At 45.6% G+C, this 17,386-nt stretch carries 12 protein-coding genes; 6 read left to right on the top strand and 6 right to left on the bottom strand.

What is annotated here, in order from left to right; translation table 11 throughout:
* Nucleotides 1-44: 44 nt before the first annotated feature.
* Nucleotides 45-4,592: a glutamate synthase large subunit gene (gltB, locus tag ABWW58_RS05555; RefSeq protein WP_353868205.1), complete on the bottom strand. Its 4,548-nt coding sequence runs from the start codon at nucleotides 4,590-4,592 to the stop codon at nucleotides 45-47.
* Nucleotides 4,593-4,778: 186 nt separating this feature from the next.
* Between gltB and gltC the strand changes: the two genes are divergently transcribed.
* Nucleotides 4,779-5,684: a glutamate biosynthesis transcriptional regulator GltC gene (gene gltC, locus ABWW58_RS05560; protein ID WP_353868206.1), complete on the top strand. Its 906-nt coding sequence runs from the start codon at nucleotides 4,779-4,781 to the stop codon at nucleotides 5,682-5,684.
* 120 nt (nucleotides 5,685-5,804) lie between these two features.
* Here the strand turns inward: gltC and lipA are convergent, their stop codons facing one another.
* Nucleotides 5,805-6,740 carry a lipoyl synthase gene (gene lipA / locus ABWW58_RS05565; RefSeq protein WP_353868207.1) on the bottom strand — a complete coding sequence of 312 codons (936 nt, stop codon included), beginning with the start codon at nucleotides 6,738-6,740 and terminating at the stop codon, nucleotides 5,805-5,807.
* A gap of 33 nt (nucleotides 6,741-6,773) precedes the next feature.
* Entirely contained in the window at nucleotides 6,774-7,595 is an 822-nt protein-coding gene (lipM, locus tag ABWW58_RS05570) for an octanoyltransferase LipM (protein WP_353868208.1), read from the bottom strand.
* Nucleotides 7,596-7,978: 383 nt separating this feature from the next.
* Here lipM and ABWW58_RS05575 point away from each other — a divergent pair, with 383 nt between their 5' ends.
* Nucleotides 7,979-11,065, top strand: coding sequence for a DEAD/DEAH box helicase (locus tag ABWW58_RS05575; RefSeq protein WP_353868209.1), 3,087 nt, complete (start codon nucleotides 7,979-7,981; stop codon nucleotides 11,063-11,065).
* Nucleotides 11,066-11,067: 2 nt separating this feature from the next.
* Nucleotides 11,068-11,631: a hypothetical protein gene (locus ABWW58_RS05580; RefSeq protein WP_353868210.1), complete on the top strand. Its 564-nt coding sequence runs from the start codon at nucleotides 11,068-11,070 to the stop codon at nucleotides 11,629-11,631.
* A 78-nt stretch (nucleotides 11,632-11,709) separates the two neighbouring features.
* Here ABWW58_RS05580 and ABWW58_RS05585 read toward each other — a convergent pair whose 3' ends face one another.
* Both ABWW58_RS05585 and ABWW58_RS05590 read right to left on the bottom strand, forming a co-directional pair.
* The gene (locus tag ABWW58_RS05585) at nucleotides 11,710-12,144 is read right to left on the bottom strand and encodes a hypothetical protein (protein WP_353868211.1); all 435 of its coding nucleotides are present in this window, start codon (nucleotides 12,142-12,144) and stop codon (nucleotides 11,710-11,712) included.
* Nucleotides 12,131-12,286, bottom strand: coding sequence for a hypothetical protein (locus tag ABWW58_RS05590; RefSeq protein ID WP_353868212.1), 156 nt, complete (start codon nucleotides 12,284-12,286; stop codon nucleotides 12,131-12,133). The genes ABWW58_RS05585 and ABWW58_RS05590 overlap by 14 nt, the downstream gene beginning before the upstream one ends.
* A gap of 518 nt (nucleotides 12,287-12,804) precedes the next feature.
* On the opposite strand from ABWW58_RS05590, the gene ABWW58_RS05595 reads away from it, so the two are divergent.
* Genes ABWW58_RS05595 through thrB form a run of 3 tightly spaced genes read left to right on the top strand, consistent with a single transcriptional unit; the run spans nucleotide 12,805 to nucleotide 16,060 of the window.
* Entirely contained in the window at nucleotides 12,805-14,091 is a 1,287-nt protein-coding gene (locus ABWW58_RS05595) for a homoserine dehydrogenase (protein ID WP_353868213.1), read from the top strand.
* 5 nt (nucleotides 14,092-14,096) lie between these two features.
* Nucleotides 14,097-15,155: a threonine synthase gene (gene thrC, locus ABWW58_RS05600; protein ID WP_093672519.1), complete on the top strand. Its 1,059-nt coding sequence runs from the start codon at nucleotides 14,097-14,099 to the stop codon at nucleotides 15,153-15,155.
* Complete coding sequence (gene thrB, locus ABWW58_RS05605; protein ID WP_353868214.1) at nucleotides 15,152-16,060, top strand: homoserine kinase; 909 nt, start codon at nucleotides 15,152-15,154, stop codon at nucleotides 16,058-16,060. Before thrC ends, thrB begins: the two co-directional genes overlap by 4 nt.
* A gap of 224 nt (nucleotides 16,061-16,284) precedes the next feature.
* Here thrB and ABWW58_RS05610 read toward each other — a convergent pair whose 3' ends face one another.
* Entirely contained in the window at nucleotides 16,285-17,127 is an 843-nt protein-coding gene (locus ABWW58_RS05610; RefSeq protein ID WP_353868215.1) for a MurR/RpiR family transcriptional regulator, read from the bottom strand.
* Nucleotides 17,128-17,386: the final 259 nt, after the last annotated feature.

Consider the following 17,386-nt stretch of genomic DNA (forward strand, 5'->3'; position numbering starts at 1 on the left):
CATCCTTTCAAAATTTATCCACTTCATGAATAGGCGACTTGAACTCAAACCGGTAGATACGTGGAGTTACGAACGCTTAATTTTCCTTGCTTTTTTAAATAAAACGCTTGTTCCTTCGCTTCTTCTCCGCTTAATCCTTGCGCTTCATAGCGCGCAATTTGTTCTAGCATCGCTTCATAGTCACGCGGGATAACCTTGATCATTTGTTGAACAGAAATTTCCCAATTCATGAGCACATTCTCTGCCTTAGGACTGCCGGTATGATCCAAGTGATTCTTTATCAATTCAAACACTTCATCTTTTTCTCGTTTATCCGTGAGCGGTTCAATATTCACCAGTTCTTTATTAATGCGGTGAATGGTCTGATCCGGTTCTCCATCAGGCAATATATAGGCAACACCGCCGGACATTCCCGCAGCAAAATTTCGTCCTACCGATCCGAGGACAACCACTCTCCCCCCGGTCATATATTCACAAGCATTTTCACCAACGCCTTCGACAACGGCTTTCGCTCCGCTATTTCGCACGCAGAAACGGCCGCCGGCAGTACCGCGCACATAAACTTCACCGCTTGTCGCTCCAAAAAGGGCGACATTGCCCATCATTGCCTGTGAATCTGAATCAACGCCGACAAGCTCTTCAGATTTGATGATTACTTTGCCGCCGGACAAACCTTTAGCAACATAATCATTAGCGTCTCCGGTCAAAATCATCGTGACACCTTTTGGAATGAACGAAGCGAAACTTTGTCCGGCGCTTCCCGTAAAGGATAATGTGATGGTATCCTCAGGGAGTCCTTTTCCGCTGGTTGAACGCGAGATAAAGTAACCGAGTGTTGAGCCTACCGTACGATCAGAATTCTTAAGCTTATAAACAAGGTGCACAGGCTTTTTATTTTCAATCGTCGGCAAGCAGGTAGCTACCAAATTGCGCTCATCAAAACGGCGTTCCACATGGTGCTCTTGAGCGCGCGAGAAATAGCGTTTCGATACATCGCTTTCCGCTTGATAAAGCAGGTCAGACAGATCCAATGTACGTGCTTTCCAGTGACTGTGCACTTCTTTTTTAATTCTCAGAAGATGTGCCTGGCCGATCACTTCATTGAGCGAACGGTAACCGAGCGCGGCTAAATGCTCCCGAATATCTTGAGCAATGAATGTCATAAAGTTAACGATATGCTCCGGTTTACCCATGAAGTTTTTACGCAGTTCCGGATTCTGAGTGGCAATGCCGACTGGACAAGAATCCAAATGACAGGCACGCATCATCACACAACCGAGCACAACAAGCGGCGCAGTAGCAAATCCGAACTCTTCTGCACCGAGACATGCGGCAATAAGAACATCGCGCCCGCTCATCAGTTTTCCATCCGTTTCAAGGCGAACACGATCACGCAGACCGTTCATCATCAAGGTCTGATGCGCTTCGGCAAGCCCGATTTCCCATGGAAGACCGGCATGTTTGATACTCGTTTTTGATGCGGCACCTGTGCCGCCATCATGACCGCTGATTAAAATGACGTCAGCCTTTCCTTTGGCGACACCTGCTGCGATGGTACCGACACCGCCTTTAGCTACGAGTTTGACACTTATTCTCGCTTTAGGATTGCTTGACTTCAAATCATAAATTAATTGCGCCAAATCCTCGATTGAATAAATATCGTGATGCGGCGGCGGTGAAATTAAGGCAACACCTGTGGTTGCGTGCCGTGTGCGCGCAATCCAAGGATATACTTTGCCAGCAGGCAATTGACCGCCTTCACCAGGTTTCGCTCCTTGTGCCATTTTAATTTGCAGTTCTTCAGCCTCAGACAAGTAGTAGCTTGTTACGCCGAAACGTGCTGATGCGACCTGTTTGATCGCACTGCGGCGCCAGTCACCATTTGTGTCACGTATAAAACGTTCAGCATCTTCGCCGCCCTCACCGCTGTTGCTTTTTCCGCCGATTCGGTTCATGGCGATGGCCATGGCTTCATGAGTCTCTTTACTGATCGATCCGTAAGACATCGCACCTGTTTTAAAGCGTTTCAAAATCGCTTCAACCGGTTCAACCTCGTCAAGCGGGATCGGTTTGCGATCCTTTTCAAAAGTGAGCAAGCTGCGAATTGTTGAGAATGGTGCTTTGTCGACCATCTCTTTGTATTCTTTGTACAGTTCGTAATCATTTGTTCGTGCAGCCTGCTGCAGTGTATGCACAATCAACGGATCAATTTTGTGCTGCTCACCGCCTTGCCGCCATTGAAGCGTACTTCCCGGATCTAACGGTCTCATATCCCCTTGTCGGCATTCGTCAGCAGCTTTTTGATGGCGCAGACGTGTTTCCGTTTCAATTTCGTCCAATCCAATGCCGCCAATTTGCGAAACTGTTCCGGCAAAGTACTTTTCAATGAGACTGCCTGACAGTCCCAGTGCCTCAAACGTTTGCGCACCGCGATAACTCTGAATTGAAGAAATGCCCACCTTAGACATAATTTTAACAATCCCTGCGACAAGTGCCTTAATGTAATTTTGTTCTGCTTTTTCTTCCGGCAGATCCACATGTCCCGCTTTGATCAATGCGTGTACGGTGTTAAGCGCTAAATAAGGATGAATTGCGTCAGCACCGTAGCCAAGGAGTGCGGCGACTTGATGGCTGTCTCTAGGTTCACCGGAGTCAACAATTAAGCTGATTTGCGGGCGCGTACCCTGCTTAATTAAGTGGTGATGCAGAGCGCTGACCGCGAGCAGCGACGGAATCGGCAAACGCTTCTCATTAACATTGCGATCCGAAAGGATAATTAACGACGCACCTTCATGAATCAATTCATCCACATGAAGGATCAGCTGATCGACGGCCTTGGAAAGTCCGTATGTTCCATCCTCAATCGGATAATTCAAATCGATTGTCTTTGTTTTCAACCCTTGATGGCTAAGATCCTGAAAAGCCTTTCGATCAAGGATCGGATGTTTGAGACGAATTTGCTTCGTAACATGATTCGTTGGTTCAAGAAGACTGATTTGAGGTCCTAGCCAAGTAATTTTCGACATAACCCGAGCCTCACGAATAGCATCGATTGGCGGATTCGTTACCTGCGAGAACCATTGTTTAAAGTAATCAAAAAGCAATTGTGATTTATTCGACAAAACAGCGAGCGGCGTGTCATTTCCCATGGCACCGGTCGGTTCCTTGCCCTGCTCAGCCATTGGCTGAATCGCCTTAGTCACATCTTCATAGGTGTAACCAAATACTTTTTGTTTAAATAGGCGTGCATGATCGGCAAGAAGTTCACCGTTTCCGTGATCACCATTAAGGCTAATTACTGATTTTTTCAGCAGATCGGCATAGTCAATTGAGGAACAAATTTCTTTCTTCAGCTCATCACTTGGCACAATTCTTCCTTTTTCTGTATCAATAAGCAAAAGCTGGCCCGGTTTCAGATGGCAGCGTTGCTTAATATTTTCTGCTTTAAGATCAGTTACACCAACTTCTGAGGAGAAAATGACTTTATCATCGTTTGTAATATAGTAACGTGCCGGACGCAGGCCATTTCGGTCAAGTACTGCACCAATTTGTTTGCCATTGCAAAAACCAAGCGCCATTGGTCCGTCCCACGGCTCCATCGTTCTGCTGTGGAATTCATAGAATTTTCTCAGATAGTCCGGAAGCTCACTATCCCCTTCCCACGGTTCCGGCACCATCATCATGACTGCATGCGGCAACGAAAATCCATGGTAAGTAAGAAATTCAAGTACATTGTCAAAAATGGCTGAGTCACTGCCTTCAGGGTCAATAATCTGCGGCAGCTTTCCACCATTCAGGTGCTTCGCTTTCGCTGTAAACCAGCTCATATTGCCGCGAATCGTATTGATTTCTCCATTGTGGACAATCATTCGGTTCGGGTGTGCGCGCTCCCAGCTTGGGAACGTATTCGTGCTATAACGGGAATGCACGAGTGCCAGTGATGATACAAAACGTTCATCCTGCAAATCTGTATAAAAAGCCGAGACCTCTTTTGCGCGAAGCATGCCTTTATAGACAAGCGTCTGGCTTGAAAGGCTGGCAACATAAATTTCATCTTTCAGCTTAGCTTCAATCGCTTTTCTCAGCAGATATAATTTGGAATCTAATTTAGAACCAGCGTCCTGATTAGCCGTACCAATAAACATTTGGTACATGTACGGTGCTTTGCTACGTGCTAAACGACTGATCTCATTCTCATCAATCGGCACATCGCGTTCACCATAAATTCTGAGATTACGCGCGGCAATGCACGCTTTAATTTTTCCAATCGCGACCAATCGGCTCGACCGATCCTGAGGCATAAAGAACATACCAACACCATAATGTCCAACGGGGGGAAGTTCAAAATCACATACTTCTTGAAAATAACGGTCGGGAATTTGAACCAGAATGCCCGCACCGTCTCCGGTCTTTCCATCAGCGGCTTTGCCCGCTCTGTGGTCAAGTCTTGCCAGCATTTCAAGTGCTGTTCTGACAATTTCATTAGAAGCGCGTCCTTTAATGTCCGCGTACATGCCGATACCACATGCATCATGTTCAAATTCGGGGCGGTAAAGGCCTTCCGTTTTCTCTCTAATCTGATCTTTACTCATGATAAACCTCATCCTTCCTTCTGTTCGCAACCACGCATCATCTGTGCGATTTTTCTGACAACGTATTTTTTATCTCTGTATTAGGTCAAAAGTATGGTGCTTTAATTTTACCCTTTCATTATCAATCTTTACAATATATAATTTAGAATAAATCAATCTCATTTTTAGATGAATGGGGCTTTTGTAATGGAATTAAGACAGATTCGGTATTTTATTGAGGCCGCCGCGCGAGAACATATCACTCAGGCGTCTGAAGCACTGCATGTCGCACAATCAGCGATCAGCCGTCAAATCTCACTTTTGGAGGACGAGCTTGGCGTTGCATTATTCTCACGAAAAGGACGAAATATACAGCTGACTCAAGCAGGGAAAATCTTCCTCGAACATGCTGAACGCGGTTTAATCGAGTTTGACAAGGCGCAGCAAAAGATTAAAGAATATCTCAATCCCGACACCGGATTGATTCGTCTTGGGATTTCGACAAGTCTTTCTGTGCACACACTCCCGATTGTCCTGCAAAATTTTCACAGCACACATCCCGGCATTGATTTTCAACTTCATCAGGGCACCGTCCCTTACTTAATAAAGCTTATTGAACAAGGAAGCATCGATCTTGCATTTGCTTCGCCGGTTCCGAAGCACCACGAAGTTGTACGGAGCAGCATCCTTTATACTGAACGAATGGTATTACTCATGCCAAAACAGCATGAAAAGGCAGGGCATGGATCAATTCAGCTGAGCCAGCTCAAAAAGGAACGGTTTATCACGTTCCGCAGCAAACTCTCACTTCAGGAATTATTCCGTGATGCGTGCAGACAAGCAGGATTCACACCGAATATCGTTTTTGAAGGCGAAGATATGGATACAATTAAAAGCTTAGTCTCATCGAATTTCGGCATCGCGTTAATGCCGGAAAATGCAGCGGCATACAACCTTCCGGAGACGATCGCCGCAGTTCCGCTGAGCGCGCCGAAAATCACGCGTTCGGTTGGAGTCATCAGACCAAGAGATCGTGATCTTGCTCCGTCAGAACAACTTTTCTCTTTATTTATTGACGAATTCTATGATCGTCTCCATCGTTTTGGGCAATAGATTAGAAAACTTGGCTTTGCCGGAACACCTGCACTATGCGCCGCTGATTTTTAAACATTCTCTTTAGCACACAAAAGCCGCCTCTCCAGATGCGGAGAGACGGCACGCGGGCGGAAACTGTTAGTCAGTTCCCGTCTCTTTTTCTGTCTGATTAATGAGTTCGTCATGACGGCGGCGCGAGTCTTCACCTACCTGCTCGTCGGCGTGATAAGACGAACGGGCGAGCGGCCCCGCTTCACAATGTTTAAAGCCCTTCTCAAGCGCGATGTTCTTAAGCTCATCAAATTCTTCGGGCGTGTAATAGCGAACAACATCCAAGTGTTTCCGTGTCGGCTGCAAGTATTGACCAATAACCATGATATCCACATGATTAGCAAGCAAGTCATCCATTACTTCAAGAATTTCTTCCTTTGTTTCCCCAAGGCCAACCATAATGCTCGATTTCACAGGCGTATTGGGACTCAGCTCTTTAACTCGTTTCAGTACGGCCAGTGATCGATCATAAGTGGCAATGGCACGCACACGTTTGGTCAGTCTTCGAACTGTTTCAATATTATGGTCAAAAATATCCGGTTTGGCATCCATAAGTGTCAGGATGCTTTCATCATCGCCTTTCATGTCAGAAGGAAGAACTTCAATCGTGCAGTAAGGCGCCTTTCTTCGAATCGCACGGATCGTTTCCGCAAACACATACGCGCCGCCGTCCTTAAGATCGTCTCTGGCTACCGCAGTAACAACGACATGACGCAGCTGCATTTTGCGAACTGAATCCGCAACGCGTTCCGGTTCACGAAGATCTAATTCCGTAGGTCTGCCTGTCTTCACCGCGCAGAACCGGCAGCCCCTCGTACACACATCACCAAGGATCATAAACGTTGCCGTACGACGCGTGGCCCAGCACTCATGAATATTCGGACATTTCGCTTCTTCACATACCGTATGCAGGCTCTCTTCCCTCATAAGATGTTTAATGCCGCGATAGTCTTGGTTCGTATTGATTCTAATTTTCAGCCATTCTGGTTTTCTCAAGTAGGTTCCGCGTTTTTCCAATCTCAATTCCCCCTTGCCTTTTTTCAGATGGCACTGTACTCATCTGGATCGGTTCCATCGATCTGTTGCATATTTGTTTTCAGCCAGAGCGCGAACTTCCCTTTCATCTTCCTCTGTCAGCGTTAGTGGATGAAAGGTCACGTTCAATCCTTTTTCAAATCCATGATAAAAAGCTTTTTTAACTTCATCAAGAGTCACCTCGCGACCGAGCAGGTTTTCCAGAGCGACTGCTTTGTTTGAAAATACTCGCTTCGCCCGCTCTTTAAGTCGCGTGTTCGCATAGTGAAAACAATCGAAGAGTTCATCCTCATCGACTGAAATTGGAATGGAGCCATGCTGAAGAATCATCCCTCTTTGTCTCGTCTGCGCGCTTCCCGCCGCTTTCCTGCCTTCAACGACCAATTCATACCAGGATGCCTCTTCAAAGCATACGGGAGAATGAGAGCCGCCCAGTTTGCTCTCGGGGATTGCAAGATCCGCGTTCAGTCCCAAAGCCCTAAATCCTTCGAGCAGGCCTTTGGATAAAATCCTGTAGGCGCCAACGACTGAGCGCGGCATGTCCGGATAATCTTCGGGAATAATGACGCTATAGGTCAGCTCATTATGATGGAGCACAGCAAGTCCTCCCGTCAATCGGCGAACGCAGACTACATGATGTGCCTTTGCTCCTTCAAAATCGATTTTTCCATCTGTTTTTTGGAAGTAACCGATTGAAAGTCCAGGCGGATTCCATCCATAGAAGCGAAGTACAGGCTGCTTTCTCCCCCGTGCGCCGCATTCCAGCAAATAGTCGTCAAGTGCCATGTTATACTCCGGTGAATGGATACCCGAATCAATAAAAAGCCACTCATTTTCATTCATAACAATCCCGCCTTTGCCATCGATACGTCAAACGTTTACTGAGCCAGCGTAATCGTTTAATTCTCTGCGTCATCAAACGCACAATAATGTGAGCGCTAACATTTAAAAAACTAACTGTATAATTTTGCTTAGAGCTGTGTCATACTGCTATTTAGTATTCAGCAATCTTCTATTTAATAATAACAAGAATACAACAAAAATGCATGCAGAACCGTATCATAGGATAAACATTCTTGCAGTATCATCTCAATGGCCGCTATGATACACTTATAGGATGATGATTTCACATAAACAGGTCATTTCAAAAATTATTGAAATCGTAATCAATTATTTCTATAGTATATAACGCGATTCCGTTTTTCTATTTAAGGAGATCTTATTTGATGGATCGATTTCTTCAGATGACTTTTATTCCTCACATCGAGAATACATGGAACTTTTTTATTTGGTTCACCGACAATAATGGAGAAGCGTTGCCCTTTCCAAATAAGTCGGCCGGCAAAGAAACGGTTCCTTCATGGATAGATGAGACTTCGGGCTATCCTTTTTTCCCATATAAAGCTAATTTCATTGATGGCAAAAGCGACCATGAGGTAGACGGTGCTATCATGCCGATGGCCGGTGTCTTCCGTTTGATTCGTGAGGGTGGTATCTATGAGAACGATACGGATATTTTCCCTGGAATCACAACACAATGGTTTCGGCAAATCTCAGAAGCTATAGAGAGTTTATTAGTAAACGGGCTCTTTTATCCCTTTTTCTATCACCTAAAACGCGGGAAGGATGAACAATGCTATTTCTGCCATTGGATTCCGGACGCGAAGGTTCTTGCAGAAAGTAATTTGTTTGCAGATTGGCTGAGCCGTCTCCCGCGTTTAGCCTTCTCGATCGAAGAACTTCAAGATCAAAAAGTACGGCAGTGGCTCTATTTGATTGTCATCTATTGGCTGAACTCAATGATTCGCGTATCGGCCCCAGAAGAATCGCTTAGCGAAACGGGTTCATCTAAATCTGATGAACAACCGGATGAACTTAACTTTTTAACACAAAAGGTTGCTTCCAGTGATCTGCTGATCGGAACAGGTAAACCTTGGTTAATCACTCGTGAGCCAGAGCAGATCGAGCAAATGGATCGATTGGAATTCGAACTAGCCGGTTGGGTTCAACCGGTCGCGTCCACACAATCGGATTCATGGGCGCAAGCATTGCTGAACTATAAGCGTGAGCAAACTGCGACTTATTTTGCACCGGAGACGGCTAAAATTGTTTTGCATCCCGGGAGTCCTGACAACCTGTTCTCTTCTTCTGCAATTTGGTCCTATACAATCACGATTTCAGGTTGGCAAAATGGCCGACGTGTGGAGCAAGTGCCTGAAGGCTCAATGCTCTCCGCCGCACTTGGGCAAGACAATTGGCTATCGAAACGACTTGATATGATAAAGGCAAAAGTGCCGGCATCCATCATGACGCTTTTGAAAGAATCCTCCGAGGGCTACATGACGGTTCACGATCTGTCCGAACTCTATCAAAGTGAGGAAGTACTTGCCAACGCAGACATTCATGTTATTTTCCCAGAAAATATCAAAATTCAAGACGCTCCGTCTGTGTCTGTTGATCTTGAAATACATCAGAAAAAAGATGGCGAGGAAACTTCATTATTCAGTCTTAACTCCCTAATCAATTATGACTGGCGAATTGCAATTGGTGACCTTCAAGTGAGCACTGAGGATTTCAGACAGCTCGTTCGTGCAAATCAACCGTTCATACATCAGGGAGACCAGTGGATTCACGTACCCGTAAAACAGATGATGAAAGCTTACGAAGAAATGGAAGATGCACTAAGCATGTTTGATAAGAAGGCAGATGTCTCTTCAGCAATGAAAATTGAGGCAGCGCGTCGGCGAAAACGGAGCGGCAGTTTAAAGGTTCATCTGGACTCTGCAATCGGCGATTACCTGAGTCACTTGTTAAAAAAACCGGCACGTACCATACCGCTTCCTGATGCTTTCGTCGGACATTTACGTCCTTATCAAAAAAAAGGGTATACTTGGCTTGTGAATTTGCGCCACCAGCATGTCGGCGGATGTCTCGCCGATGATATGGGACTTGGCAAAACCGTTCAGGCAATCGCCTACCTAGATTATTGCAAACAGATTTCCGGAGACGGTCCGTCTGATCCTTCTGTTCCAACTGGGCCAGCCTTAATTATCTGCCCGACATCACTGGTCGCGAACTGGAACCATGAATGTGCTGTATTCTCACCGCAACTCGATGTTTACCTTCATCACGGAACGAACCGATTGCGCGGAAATGCATTTCAAGAACGCCTAAACAAGTGCGATGTCATCGTGACAAGCTACGCGATTTACACAAAGGAAGCAAGCAAGTTACTGAATTATTATTGGAACTGTGTGATTCTTGATGAAGCCCAAGCCATCAAAAATCCGCACGCTCAAAAAACGCGGGCACTTCGCCCGATCAAAACGGCTCATCGTCTCGTTTTGACCGGAACACCAATCGAGAATCGTTTGGAAGAACTATGGTCGATCATGGAATTTCTAAATCCGGGCTATCTCGGATCACTAGAACGGTTCAGAACGCAGTTTATTCATCCAATAGAGAAGAAAAACAGCCGCTCCAAATCGAATCAATTGACACAAATGATTCGTCCTTTTCTTCTACGCCGCGAAAAAACAGACAAGAAAATTATTCATGATCTTCCTGAAAAGGTGGAGGCTAAACGAGTCTGCAATTTAACAAAAAGTCAAGCATCCCTTTATCAGTCAATCGTCAACAGACTGCAAAAGAATGTCGCAGAAACCGGTGGAATTCAGAGAAAAGGTATGATCCTATCAACGCTGACAAAGTTGAAACAAGTATGTGATCATCCCGCTTTAGTAAGTGATCTTGATCCGTTGGAAGATCGCAAATCCGGCAAACTCGATTTATTGTTTCATATACTCGATCCGCTTTTTGAACAAGATGAAAAGGTGCTCCTCTTTACGCAGTATGTGAAGATGGGAAAGATTCTTATCGAAGAGGCGCAGAAGAGATATCCGGACGCGACTATTTTTTTCCTCTATGGGGCTTTGAGCGCGGAGCAGCGTCAGAAAATGATCGACAGCTTTCAAAACCCGGAGCAAAAGAAGACACTTTTCATCCTGTCATTAAAGGCAGGCGGAGTGGGCATTAATCTGACAGCAGCCGGCTATGTCATTCATTATGACCGCTGGTGGAATCCCGCTGTTGAGGAGCAGGCAACAGACCGCGCCTACCGCATCGGTCAAGATCGCAATGTCTATGTTTATAAGCTCATTTGTGAAGGTACACTTGAAGAACGGATTGATCTGCTCATCGAACGAAAAAAGAGTCTGCAAAATCAAATTCTCAGCGGCGGAGAAGCCTGGTTAACAGAAATGAGTGACCAAGAACTCTTAGATCTGATTCAGCTGCATGAAGGAGTGGTTTAACTATGGTTCGCAGGCTTATATTCCGTAACGTGCGGCTGGCAAATTGGCTGGCCGATTATGCGGCGAGAACAGAACAGAACACGTTTGAACGTGGTATCATGTTGTTCGATAAACACCGGGTATGGGATTATCACGCTTCTGAACAAGGTCTGCATGCCAGCGTCGAAGATCTCCATAGCACGTTTTTTCAAGTGCATATTCGTTGGTTTAAAGAAACAGAGGACATAAGCGCGAATCGCCTTCCGCCTAATTTGGATCAGATAGACGCCGTATGCGGCTGCCACTCCAAAGCACTTTTCTGCGAACATATTACTGCGTCAATCATTTACTGGATCATGCGTCTTGATAAGTCGAGAGGCGTCGGAAAAACCGAATCCGCTGCTGATCAAGGAGACAGTCCTGCCTATCAGGCACTCGCGGCTCGGCTTAAGACACTCGCGGCATCTGAAACGCCAAGTTATCAGCGCTTCGACACAAGCAAATTAAGTATATGTCCTGCGATTCAAGACAGCGCTGAGCAGATTGTCAAAACAGTTATGGCATACGTAAAGAATCGTGCGCACTAGCAGATTCTATGCGTTGTTTTATCTTACCCGACCCGACGGTAATATTGTTTTATTCGTCTATAAAAACCTATGTTCGTGTCAATCCAATTCAAATGAGGTACGCGACATGCATTTGATCCCATAAGGCATAAGTTGATCAATCAGCGCATCAACCTTTTTTACGGAAGCTGTCGCTGTCACAATAACTTCTCGATCTCCATTTGCGCGTATCGTCCCTCCGTATGCGGAGACAAGCCTCTTCAAGCCGCACTCGTCCTTCTCGTAACGAACACTGATCGTTACGCGTTCGCGGTCGGCACTGACTGCACGTGTATCTAGTTTCCATTCGTGCTCAATGGATTGAGTATCATGCGTGGGGATCAGGGCATCCGATTCACTCGTAATCACTGTTGTGTTTGCATGGCATCTGACCGACACATTTTTCGAATTTATCTTTTTGTTTGTAAGTAGCGTTGAGAGACAATCATAGAGTGTCTCTCGATCCATATTCACTACCTTCTTACTCCGCTTCATGCTCATCCACCTCGTTTCTTCTGCATTCGCCGCCAATTGGCAAAGTATCTGCAAGCAAAATAAAAACCTTTTCGTCCCGCACAACTCTGTGCAGGGGCAAAAAGGTTTGGCTTTTTACGTTCCACCCGGCTTCCTGATGCATTCACAAACACCAGCTTAGCGGCTGTAATTCCCCAAGTTCGGAGAACAGTCATTTTTGTAACAAGTGACCGGCACTCGGTCTATCTTACTCAATTCAGATAGACGTTCAGGGGTGGTATGTCTATGCGACGGTTACCGGGCTCCCACCTTCCCCGATTCTCTTAAAAGCCGTTTACCGCATCACAAGTCCCCGTCATCACTTTAATTAGATAAATATTAGAGGATTGGAATTTATAGTAACGCATTCTTAAACGATGGTCAACCCAAACAGGAACAAATTTATGTCGTAAACGAGACGAACGATTGCCTTATTTGAACTGTTATCGCTTTTGTCAAGAAAAATAGTCTTGTTGTTGGTCAATCTTCGGGTTATAATGCAAGATACATAACGTAGTACGTTATTTTTACTGAAAAATAGAAAAGTGCGGACAGTTGCGTCAATGAGTTGTCCGCGCCTTAATCTGTGAACACGCCATTCTCAGCGGTTGGCTGTGTGATGAATACGAGGAGTGTTGGAAGTTGGAGAAGGTGTCCGTAGGCTTGCTTGGATTCGGGACAGTCGGAACAGGCGTTGTCAGACTGCTCACCAAGAATAAAGAGCGTCTTCAAGAACGTGCAGGTTGCGAGATCAATCTGGAAAAAGTGCTCGTCCGTAACAAAAACAGAGCTAGAAAAGTACTCATTGATAACCGGACATTAACCACAGATGTCTATGAAATTCTTGACAATCCGGAAATAAATGTGATTATTGAGTTGATCGGTGGTGTGGATTTAGCTTACCGCTACATCCTTCGTGCGCTGAAAAACAAGAAGAATGTCATAACCGCCAACAAAGATTTAATGGCTTCCTATGGAGAGGAATTGCTGCTCGAAGCACGCGCCAACCATTGTGATCTCTATTACGAAGCAAGCGTTGCCGGCGGCATCCCAATTCTCAGAACGCTTACAGACAGTTTGGCTGCCGACCAGATCCAAAAGATGATCGGAATTGTGAATGGTACGACAAACTACATTTTGAGCAAAATGAGCGGCGAAGGCTTGTCCTATGAGAAGGCTCTTGCTTCCGCACAGAGGCTTGGATTCGCCGAAGCCGATCCAACTTCTGATGTCGAGGGACTGGATGCCGCACGGAAAATGGTGATCCTTAGCCATCTCGCTTACAGCATCCCGGTAAAACTAGATGATGTGAAGATTAAAGGTATTACCGATGTCACACGCGAAGATATTATCTTTGCCAAAAAGTTGGGCTACACCATTAAGCTGGTCGGCATCTCGGAGGTAAATAATGGTGATATCGATGTACGCGTCGAACCCACCCTGCTTACTGATGGTCACCCGCTTGCCTCGGTTGAGAATGAGAATAATGCGATCTACGTTTATAGCGCAGCTCTCGGTGAGACAATGTATTATGGTGCAGGCGCGGGTGAAGGACCGACAGCAGTATCCGTCGTGTCCGATCTTATTTCTGTCGTGCGGAATATTTCACTCGGAATAACCGGCAATCACATTTTCTTGCCAAAAAAAGAACTGCATGCCCGTAAGGACAACCTTGTTGAAAGCAAATTTTTTGTTCGCATGCACATCAAGGACGAACCAGGTTCATTCTCAAAACTAACCGATCTTTTTAGAGAACAGAGCATCAGCCTTAGCAAACTCTATCAGGAACCCATTCCGGGTCGCGACATTGCAGAGGTTGCTATGGTCACCCATGTAACAAATAAAGTACTTTTCGAGAAATCCTTTGAAATTTTAAACCAGTTAGATGTTGTTGTGAATGCTAAATATTTCCGTGTTGAAAGGGGCTAAGATTTATGGCTTGGAAAGGATTAATGGAAAAATATAAGGATGTTTTACCGGTAACCGATAAAACACCGCGTTTGACACTGCTTGAAGGGGACACGCCTCTCATTCCACTTGAAAAGCTTTCCGCTAAATTGGGGTGCGAAATTTACGGGAAATTCGAAGGTTTGAACCCTACAGGAAGTTTTAAAGACCGCGGCATGTTCCTTGCAGTTGCGAAGGCGAAAGAAAGCGGAAGTACCGGTGTGATCTGCGCATCAACCGGTAATACGTCAGCTTCTGCCGCAGCTTACAGCGCCCGTGCCGGAATGGATTGCATCATCGTCATTCCGAAAGGAAAAATCGCGCTTGGAAAATTGGCCCAGTCTGTCATGTACGGAGCTAAAATTTTTGAAATCGATGGGAATTTCGATCAAGCTCTGGATATTGTCCGTTACACAGGCGCGCATTCCGATTTCACGATCGTCAATTCAATCAACCCATTCAGACTCGAAGGACAGAAGACAGGTGCTTATGAAATTGTCGACCAACTCGGCACTGCGCCTGATGTGCTCTGTATTCCTGTCGGAAACGCAGGAAATATTTCTGCGTACTGGAAAGGATTCAAGGAATTGCGTGACAGCAAGCAAATCGCTCCGCCTGAAATTCACGGATTTGAGGCAGAAGGATCCGCCGCCATCGTCAAAAACAAAGTGATTGAACACCCTGAAACGATTGCTACTGCGATTCGTATCGGCAACCCCGCAAGTTGGAAACTGGCGGTTGCCGCTGAAAAAGAATCCGGCGGAGAAATTGATTCCGTAACCGATGACGAAATCCTTGCAGCGTACAAGCTGATTGCCCGCACAGAAGGCGTATTTGCCGAACCCGCTTCTTGCGCTTCAATTGCCGGTTTGATGAAACACGTCGAAGCAGGAAAAATTAAAAAAGGTTCAAAAGTTGTCTGTATCCTGACTGGGAATGGACTGAAAGATCCAGCAACCGCGATGGATACCTTGACGATTGAACCAACAATTATCGGCGCAGAGGCGTCTGCCGTTGTCGATCATCTCCAGCAGGCAGCCAAATGAGCAAGCCATCGGCATTTCAAATCAAAGTGCCTGGCAGCACAGCCAATCTGGGACCGGGATTCGATTCCATCGGTCTCGCTTTTGGCCGCTATTTAGTTCTGGATGCGACAAAAGCCAACGCGTGGGCGTTTCATTATATAGATCAGCCGACATTCCGCCCCGCACTGGAAAGTAATCTGATCTATCTCACAGCTAAAAAAATCGCGGATGAACACAAGCAAACGCTTCCCGCTTATTCTGTGGACGTGCGCAACACCATTCCGCTTTCCCGCGGTCTTGGAAGCAGCGGATCAGCCATTATCGCCGGCATCGAGCTCGCCGATTTTCTGCTCGATCTGAACCTTTCGTTAGAGGAAAAGTCATGGATCGCCTGCCGCGCGGAGGGACATCCGGATAATGTTACCGCCTCGCTATATGGCGGGTTAACCGTATCCACACAAAATCAAACTCGGGTCACAACCGTTCGACTGCCTGCGCCCAATTTTGATTTTGTTACGGTAATTCCAAATTTCGAACTCAAAACAAGCGAAGCACGAAAAGCGTTGCCGGAGACGCTCCCCTTCAAACAAGCTATTGAGGCGAGCAGCATCGGTAATGTACTTGTCGCTGCCTTACTAACCGGTGACGGTACAATCGCTGGTAAAATGATGGAAGACGACCGGTTCCATCAGCCTTACCGGGCGAAGCTGATTCCCGATATTGATAAAATAACTCGGATTGCAAAAGAAAACGGTGCATATGGCACTTTTCTGAGTGGTGCAGGACCGACAGTAATGTCTTTAGTCGATCATGACAAAAGCGCGCATATCAAACAATGCTTATACGACGCTTTCCCGAGCTACGAATGTGTCGTGCTTCAGCCGGTGAATGACGGCGTGTGTACACGCGTTGTTTCCGCTAAATAAAATCCCATAAACAGTCTAAATAGAAACCTCCTTATCTGCTCAAACTAAGAGCAAATGAGGAGGTTTTTTGATGAAAGTAAAAATTGCTTGGGGGTTTATTTTCTTCTTTGCCATGATCCTTGGTTGTTTGTACGTTCTGTTTCTCATCCTGCATTCACAATTTTGATCGAGCACACACGTAAGATCAATAGTCATCATGTAACCGCTTCCACCACAATCCCAGTTTACCCCTGCACTGACACATCCTGGAGAGGATCATCGATGAGTTGTAATTTCTTACGCTGGTTCATGACACTGACAAATAGAGCGTCGATCAAGGTCACCTGAGCGGCGCGAGCTACATAGGATTCCGACCTGAAATTGGTCGGCACAGAAACTGTGTGAAGCGAGACATCCATCAGATCGGCAAGCGAAGATTTCATAAACCCTGTGACTCCAATTGCTGGACAGCCCTTTTGGTTCACCATTTTAGCGACTTGAACCAAATGCTTATCCCCCGCAGAATAGGAAATGAAAACAGCCGCGTCCCGATCAGTCAGTTGGGAAGCCGAGAGCATCTGAAATTCTCCATCGCTGGGCGCATAGGTCATGATTCCCGCTCGCACAAATTTTCTGTGCGCTTCTTGAGCAACTAAAGCAGATCCACTGCTGCCGAAGAACGCGATTCGTTCCGAACGCGCTAAAACCGCGACCGCTCTTTTAAAGGATTCACTGTTGATAATTTGATACGTATTTTCTAAGGTACGAATGTTATCCTGAAAAACCTGTCCCGCTAAGTTTAGAATGTCATCATCAAGATCGGGTTTAGGCGTTTCTTCGAAGCGCTTGCTTCGAGCAATGTCGGACGCAAGGATGATTTTCATCTCCTGAAATCCTTTAAAATCTAAACGTCGGCAAAAGCGAAACACCGTTGCATCAGCCACCTTTATTCGCGCCGACACCTGATTGATACTGCTGTGAATCGTTTCTTTCGGATGATTTAAAATATAATCAGCAATTCTGCGTTCCTTTTCACTCAAATGCGGATAGGCTGACTGAATGCGTACAATACACTGACTTTCTGCCATTCATAATCCCTCCTTGTTCTCTGTTTCTATTGTACATCAAACGCTTACATTTGAAAATAATTTTCTGCAAACGTTTTCTATTTTATTAATTTGTTAATTTTTTTCTGTCATATTATGAACTTACAGATTCCAATCTTTATGTTCACATCTATCTTTAGATGTTATAAATGCTTACGTCCTCTTTACATTTACAATTTGCCATGTTTAAATGTAATGGGTCAACGAACACAGTCACCCTATTTTATGAAGGGTTTTATTT

The organism is Sporolactobacillus caesalpiniae, assembly GCF_040513385.1.
GTDB lineage: Bacteria > Bacillota > Bacilli > Bacillales > Sporolactobacillaceae > Sporolactobacillus.

Bases quoted from the DNA above. Each gene is read 5' to 3' on its own strand.
- lipM (WP_353868208.1), bottom strand. From the start codon at position 7,595: ATGAATGAAAATGAGTGGCTTTTTATTGATTCGGGTATCCATTCACCG.
- thrB (WP_353868214.1), top strand. From the start codon at position 15,152: ATGAGCAAGCCATCGGCATTTCAAATCAAAGTGCCTGGCAGCACAGCC.
- ABWW58_RS05575 (WP_353868209.1), top strand. From the start codon at position 7,979: ATGGATCGATTTCTTCAGATGACTTTTATTCCTCACATCGAGAATACA.
- ABWW58_RS05610 (WP_353868215.1), bottom strand. From the start codon at position 17,127: ATGGCAGAAAGTCAGTGTATTGTACGCATTCAGTCAGCCTATCCGCAT.
- ABWW58_RS05590 (WP_353868212.1), bottom strand. From the start codon at position 12,286: ATGCATCAGGAAGCCGGGTGGAACGTAAAAAGCCAAACCTTTTTGCCC.
- ABWW58_RS05580 (WP_353868210.1), top strand. From the start codon at position 11,068: ATGGTTCGCAGGCTTATATTCCGTAACGTGCGGCTGGCAAATTGGCTG.
- gltC (WP_353868206.1), top strand. From the start codon at position 4,779: ATGGAATTAAGACAGATTCGGTATTTTATTGAGGCCGCCGCGCGAGAA.
- thrC (WP_093672519.1), top strand. From the start codon at position 14,097: ATGGCTTGGAAAGGATTAATGGAAAAATATAAGGATGTTTTACCGGTA.
- ABWW58_RS05585 (WP_353868211.1), bottom strand. From the start codon at position 12,144: ATGAAGCGGAGTAAGAAGGTAGTGAATATGGATCGAGAGACACTCTAT.
- gltB (WP_353868205.1), bottom strand. From the start codon at position 4,592: ATGAGTAAAGATCAGATTAGAGAGAAAACGGAAGGCCTTTACCGCCCC.